The following is a 6,246-nucleotide window of genomic DNA, read 5'->3' as shown; positions in this document are numbered from 1 at the left end:
GTCGACCCAGGAGGCCAGCAGGTCCGGGCGGGTCCGCGGGATCCAGTGCCCCGCCTGGATCGCCCTGCGGGTCAACTGCGGCACCCACTGATCGAGTTCGTCGTACAGCCGCTCCGAGAGGAAACGGTCCTCGAGGGGCGTGATGATCTGCACGGGCGCATGGGCGTGCGCGTCCGGGCGCGGCGCGCGCAGCCGGGGCCGGACGTTGTCCCGGTACAGCCAGGCCCCGTGAGCCGCGTCCGACGGCAGGGACGCGGTGGGGTAGTCGCCCCGGGGCACCTTCTCGACGAGCTCCAGTACCCGCGGCCAGCGCTTGCCGAGCGGGCCGCGCCAGGCCAGCTCGGGCAGGAGGGGCGTGTGCAGCAGGTACACGTACCAGGACCGGGCGCCCTGCCCGAGAAGCTGACCGACCCGGCGCGGGGTGGGGCGCCGGACCCGCTTGCCGATCCAGTGGCCGAAGTGGTCGAGGGACGGCCCGGACATCGAGGTGAAGGAGGCGATGCGTCCCTCGGTGCGCTGGACGGTGGTGAACTCCCAGGCCTGCACCGAGCCCCAGTCGTGCCCGACCAGGTGCACCGGCTCATGGGGACTCACCGCGTTCGCGACGGCCAGGAAGTCGTCCGTCAGCTTCTCCAGCGTGAACCTGCCCCGCAGTGGCCGCGGCGCCGTCGACCGGCCGTGGCCGCGGACGTCGTACGCCACCACGTGGAAGCGCCCGGCGAGCCGCTCGGCGACCTCGGACCACACCTCCTTGCTGTCGGGGTAGCCGTGCACCAGGACGACCGTGGGCCGCCCGGGGTCCCCCATCTCGGCCACGCACAGCTCGACTTCGCCGGTCCGCACCCTGCGCTCGCGCGCACCCGTCAGCAACGTCATCCGGCGAATCTGGCAGTTGTTAGAGAGTTCGTCAATAGGGCGGTGCCCCGGTCCCACCCGCCGTGGTAACTCTGAAGAACCAGCTCCCCTAGGGGCCCGTAATACTCAGGGCTGACCCGAAGACAGCTCTGCGGAGTGATGACCGCCACGCGCACGGCCCCTACCTTCAAGGGGTGACTGTGATCGCGACCGAAAGCCTGAGCAAGCGGTTCCCCCGGGTGACCGCGCTTGACCGGCTCTCCGTGGACGTCGGGCCCGGTGTGACCGGACTCGTCGGAGCCAACGGAGCCGGCAAGTCCACACTGATCAAGATCCTGCTGGGTCTGTCCCCCGCCACCGAGGGCCGCGCCGAAGTGCTCGGTCTCGACGTCGCCACCAAGGGCGGCGCCATCCGCGAGCGGGTCGGCTACATGCCCGAGCACGACTGCCTGCCGCCGGACGTCTCGGCCACCGAGTTCGTCGTCCACATGGCGCGCATGTCCGGTCTGCCGCCCACGGCCGCGCGCGAGCGAACGGCCGACACCCTGCGCCACGTCGGGCTGTACGAGGAGCGCTATCGCCCCATCGGCGGCTACTCGACCGGCATGAAGCAGCGCGTCAAGCTCGCGCAGGCCCTCGTCCACGACCCTCAGCTGGTCCTCCTGGACGAGCCGACCAACGGCCTCGACCCGGTCGGCCGCGACGAGATGCTCGGTCTGATCCGCCGCATCCACACCGACTTCGGCATCTCGGTCCTGGTCACCTCCCACCTCCTGGGCGAACTGGAGCGCACCTGCGACCACGTCGTCGTCATCGACGGCGGCAAACTCCTGCGCTCCAGCTCCACCACGGACTTCACGCAGACCACCACGACCCTCGCGATCGAGGTCACGGACACCGACGAGCACCCGGACGGCACCCGCGCGGTCCGCGAGGCGCTGCACGCGCGTGGGGTGAGCGTCGAGGACGGCAGCGGCCTGCCCGGCGCGGGCCACGTCCTGCTGCTCACCGCCCAGGGCGAGGAGACGTACGACGTGGTCCGGGACGTGATCGCGGGCCTCGGACTCGGCCTGGTGCGCATGGAGCAGCGCCGGCACCACATCGCCGAGGTCTTCACCAGCAGCGACGAGCGCGAGCAGCGGAAGGAGGCGGTCGGCCATGGCGGTTGAGCACTCCACGGGGACATCCGCCCCGGCACCGGGTGACCAGACCCGCATCCACAACATCGGCTACCGCAACTACGACGGCCCCCGCCTGGGCCGCGCCTATGCCCGCCGCTCCCTGTACTCGCAGTCCCTGCGCGGCTCCTACGGCCTCGGCCGCTCGGTGAAGTCCAAGGTGCTGCCGATGCTGCTCTTCGTGGTGATGTGCGTGCCCGCGGCCATCATGGTCGCCGTCGCGGTCGCCACCAAGGCCAACGCCCTGCCGGTCGACTACACGCGCTACGCGGTCATCATGCAGGCGGTCATCAGCCTCTACGTCGCCTCGCAGGCGCCCCAGTCCGTCTCGCGCGACCTGCGCTTCAAGACGGTGCCGCTGTACTTCTCGCGGCCCATCGAGACCGCCGACTACGTCCGCGCCAAGTTCGCGGCGCTGGCCTCGGCACTCTTCATCCTCACCGCCGGCCCCCTGCTCCTGCTCTACGTGGGCGCGCTGCTGGCCAAGCTCGACTTCGCCGACCAGACCAAGGGATTCGCACAGGGACTCGTCTCGGTGGCACTGCTCTCACTGCTCTTCGCCGGCATCGGCCTGGTCATCGCGTCCTTCACCCCGCGCCGCGGCTTCGGTATCGCGGCCGTGATCGCCGTGCTGACCATCACCTACGGCGCGGTCTCCACCCTCCAGGCCATCGCCGACGCGCAGGGCAGCGGCGACGCCGTGCCGTGGATCGGGCTGTTCTCGCCGATCACGATCATCGACGGTGTGCAGTCCGCGTTCCTGGGCGCGACGTCCGCCTCCCCCAGCGGGGTGGGCCCGAGCACCGCCGAGGGCGTCGTCTACGTCGTCGTCGCCCTCGGCCTGATCGCGGCGAGCTACGGCCTCCTGATGCGCCGCTACAAGAAGGTGGGACTGTGACCACGCTCAACATCGACCACGTCTCCCGCTGGTTCGGCAACGTGGTCGCCGTCAACGACATCACCATGACCATCGGCCCCGGCGTCACGGGCCTGCTCGGCCCCAACGGCGCCGGGAAGTCCACCCTCATCAACATGATGGGCGGCTTCCTGGCCCCCTCCACCGGCACGGTCACCCTCGACGGCCAGGCCGTGTGGCGCAACGAGCAGATCTACAAGCACATCGGCGTCGTCCCCGAGCGGGAGGCGATGTACGACTTCCTCACCGGCAAGGAGTTCGTCCTCGCCAACGCCGAACTGCACGGCCTGGGCGCCAAGGCGGCCCAGAGGGCACTCGCCACGGTCGAGATGGAGTACGCCCAGGACCGCAAGATCCAGACGTACTCCAAGGGCATGCGCCAGCGCGTGAAGATGGCGAGCGCTCTGGTCCACGACCCGTCGCTGCTGCTGCTCGACGAGCCCTTCAACGGCATGGACCCCCGTCAGCGCATGCAGCTGATGGACCTGCTGCGCCGCATGGGCGACGAGGGCCGCACCGTGCTGTTCTCGTCCCACATCCTCGAAGAGGTCGAGCAACTCGCCTGGCACATCGAGGTCGTCGTCGCCGGCCGGCACGCGGCCAGCGGTGACTTCCGCAAGATCCGTCGCCTGATGACCGACCGACCGCACCGCTACCTGGTGCGTTCCAGCGACGACCGTGCTCTCGCGGCCGCGCTGATCGCCGATCCGTCGACGGCCGGCATCGAGGTCGACCTCGCCGAGGGCGCGCTGCGCATCCAGGCCGTCGACTTCGGCCGCTTCACGGCCCTGCTGCCGCGGGTGGCCAGGGACCACGGCATCCGGCTGCTCACGGTCTCGCCGTCCGACGAGTCCCTCGAGTCCGTCTTCTCGTACCTCGTCGCGGCGTAGGAGGCCCTGATGTACGACCCCACAGTCGCCCGGCTCACGTACCGGGCCCTGCTCGGCCGGCGCCGGGCCCTCATCCTCGGCGCCCTGCCGATGCTGCTGATCGTGATCGCCCTGGCGGTGCGCGGCCTGGCCGGGGCGGACGACCAGACGGCGTCCGACCTGCTGGGCGGCCTCGCACTCGCCACGATGGTGCCGATCATCGGCGTCATCGCCGGAACGGGCGCGATCGGGCCGGAGATCGACGACGGCTCGGTGGTGTACCTGCTGTCCAAGCCGATCAAGCGGCCGACGATCATCTTCACCAAGCTGATCGTCGCGATCGCGGTGACCATGGTGTTCTCGGCGGTGCCGACGCTCATCGCCGGCTTCATCCTGAACGGCAACGGCCAGCAGGTCGCCGTCGCCTACACGGTGGCCGCGCTGGTCGCGTCCATCGCCTACGCGGCCCTGTTCCTGCTGCTCGGCACGGTCTCCCGGCACGCGGTGGTGTTCGGTCTCGTCTACGCGCTGGTCTGGGAGGCCCTGTTCGGCTCACTGGTGCCGGGTGCGCGCACGCTGAGCGTCCAGCAGTGGTCGCTGGCGGTGGCCCAGAAAGTGTCCGGAGGGGACCTGGTCTCCTCGGACGTGGGTCTGACCACGGCGACGGTGCTGCTGCTGGCCGTCACGGTGCTGGCCACGTGGTTCGCCGGACAGAAGCTGCGATCCCTCACCCTCGCCGGCGAGGAGTGACGTGCCCGGGCCCTGACGGAGGCTTCACCTCTGTCAGGGCACACTGGGCGAACGGGATGTAGGGGAATCAATACGGAAGTTGGACAGCTGGGGAGGACGGGAATGGCTGGCGAGAGGGCTCAGTACGGCGACCGCGGGCAGTCGGGCGGCGGGCCGGGGAACGGCTCCCGGGCGGAAGCCGGATCGGAGTCCGGATCCCAGTCCGGGTCCCGTTCCGGGGGCGAGGCCCTGGACGATCTCGACGGGGTCGTACTGGACGAGGACTTCATACGCTCCGCCGGGACCTCCGAGCCGTCCGCCCGTGCCCGGATGCTCGCCGCGAAGTGGCGCCGCGAGGAACCGGAGCCGTAGCCCTGGCGCTCCGACGAGCCGCCCGCGGGCTGGTTCTTCAGCAAGGTCCGGCGGCGCAGGTGGCGCAGGAAATAGCCGGCCAGCCGCCCGTCCGGCCGCCGTTTTAATCAGTGGCGTCCAATTCGCCCGGCAGGCACAGTGGTTGTCGTCACGGTCGGGCAGAGGGCCCGGCGCCACGTTCTGGGAGAGGAGCGGGACGATGTCCATGCACGGCAGTACGTCCAGCTCCCTTCAGGGCAGCCCGCGGCGGGATCCGGAGTAGCCACTACCTCTCCGTCGAACCCGCCCCACACGGGGAGCTGCCCGGGGCGGCCGCTTTCGAGCACGCGAATCGCACATCGCGTGGGCCGCCCACCCGGAGGATTGGCCGAGTGGTAAGGCACTGGCTCGCGCCGCGTTTGATCAGAAGCGAGTCAAGATCGGGCCCAACAGCCCGCGCACGTTCGATCCGTGCATCCTCCGCCGAGCACCACCCAACGCCGCGCGACCGGCCCGACGTTCAGCCCACGCCCTGCGAACCGACCCCACGCACAGCGCAGCGACAGGCGACGGCCCGACACTCAGCCCAGCAACCGCTCCAGCACCACCGCGATGCCGTCCTCGTCGTGGGAGGACGTCACCTCGTCGGCCACCGCCTTCAGTTCCTCGTGGGCGTCCGCCATGGCGACGCCGTAGGAGGCCCAGGCGAACATCGGTATGTCGTTGGGCATGTCGCCGAAGGCGATCGTGTCGGCCGCCTTCATCCCGAGCCGACGGGCCGCCAGGGACAGACCCGTCGCCTTGGACAGGCCCAGGGGGAGAAGCTCGACGATGCCCTCGCCCGCCATCGTGACCGTGACGAAGCCGCCGGCGGTCCGCGTGGCCGCCTCGCACAGCTCGTCGTCCGACAGGGTCGGGTGCTGGATGTACAGCTTGTTCAGGGGTGCAGTCCACAGGTCCGACGCGTCCGTGAAGGGCGTGGCGGGCAGGGTGCCCTGGACCGCGTAGCCCGGACCGACCAGCACCTCGCCGTCGAGGCCGTCGCGGCTCGCCGCCAGATACAGCGGGCCGACCTCCGCCTCGATCTTGGCCAGCGCCACCCCGGCCAGCTGCCGGTCCAGCGTCACCGACGTCAGCAGCCGGTGCGCGCCGGCGTCGTAGACCTGCGCGCCCTGACCGCAGACGGCCAGCCCCTGGTAGCCGAGGTCGTCGAGGATGTGCCGGGTCCACGGGACCGCACGGCCGGTGACGACGATGTGCGCGGCGCCCGCCGCGGTGGCCGCGGCGCCGCCGCGTCGGCCGCCGGGTCCACGAACAGCACCGACTTGTGCGCGGGGCCGCCCGGCGC

General features: G+C 70.7%; 6 protein-coding genes, 1 tRNA gene and 1 pseudogene. 6 read left to right on the top strand and 2 right to left on the bottom strand.

Annotation, left to right across the window (positions count from 1 at the left end):
• Positions 1 to 876 (bottom strand): alpha/beta fold hydrolase (locus tag ABZ281_RS33075; RefSeq protein WP_356661511.1); only part of this gene is annotated, 876 nt, incomplete at its 3' end.
• Positions 877 to 1,055: 179 nt separating this feature from the next.
• Between ABZ281_RS33075 and ABZ281_RS33070 the strand changes: the two genes are divergently transcribed.
• The 6 genes and pseudogenes from ABZ281_RS33070 (at position 1,056) to ABZ281_RS33045 (ending at position 5,381) form a co-directional block, all read left to right on the top strand.
• Positions 1,056 to 2,024 (top strand): ABC transporter ATP-binding protein, encoded by a 969-nt coding sequence (locus ABZ281_RS33070; protein WP_356661513.1) that lies wholly within the window; start codon positions 1,056 to 1,058, stop codon positions 2,022 to 2,024.
• Positions 2,014 to 2,931, top strand: coding sequence for an ABC transporter permease (locus ABZ281_RS33065; RefSeq protein ID WP_356661509.1), 918 nt, complete (start codon positions 2,014 to 2,016; stop codon positions 2,929 to 2,931). The genes ABZ281_RS33070 and ABZ281_RS33065 overlap by 11 nt, the downstream gene beginning before the upstream one ends.
• Positions 2,928 to 3,839, top strand: coding sequence for an ABC transporter ATP-binding protein (locus ABZ281_RS33060; protein ID WP_030850054.1), 912 nt, complete (start codon positions 2,928 to 2,930; stop codon positions 3,837 to 3,839). Before ABZ281_RS33065 ends, ABZ281_RS33060 begins: the two co-directional genes overlap by 4 nt.
• A 9-nt stretch (positions 3,840 to 3,848) precedes the next feature.
• Complete coding sequence (locus ABZ281_RS33055; RefSeq protein WP_298556652.1) at positions 3,849 to 4,568, top strand: ABC transporter permease; 720 nt, start codon at positions 3,849 to 3,851, stop codon at positions 4,566 to 4,568.
• Positions 4,569 to 4,796: 228 nt separating this feature from the next.
• Positions 4,797 to 4,994 (top strand): annotated as a pseudogene (locus ABZ281_RS33050) (hypothetical protein).
• Positions 4,995 to 5,276: 282 nt separating this feature from the next.
• Positions 5,277 to 5,381: transfer RNA gene (locus tag ABZ281_RS33045), tRNA-OTHER, on the top strand.
• Between the two features lie 98 nt (positions 5,382 to 5,479).
• Here the strand turns inward: ABZ281_RS33045 and ABZ281_RS33040 are convergent.
• Positions 5,480 to 6,246 (bottom strand): HAD-IIB family hydrolase (locus ABZ281_RS33040; RefSeq protein ID WP_356661507.1); only part of this gene is annotated, 767 nt, incomplete at its 5' end.

Origin of the sequence: Streptomyces sp. NPDC006265 (genome assembly GCF_040613555.1) — a bacterium.
Lineage (GTDB): Bacteria > Actinomycetota > Actinomycetes > Streptomycetales > Streptomycetaceae > Streptomyces.
This window is presented reverse-complemented; position numbering and strand designations above follow the sequence as displayed.

Coding starts and splice junctions, on each gene's coding strand:
- ABZ281_RS33055 (WP_298556652.1), top strand. CDS start 3,849: ATGTACGACCCCACAGTCGCCCGGCTCACGTACCGGGCCCTGCTCGGC.
- ABZ281_RS33065 (WP_356661509.1), top strand. CDS start 2,014: ATGGCGGTTGAGCACTCCACGGGGACATCCGCCCCGGCACCGGGTGAC.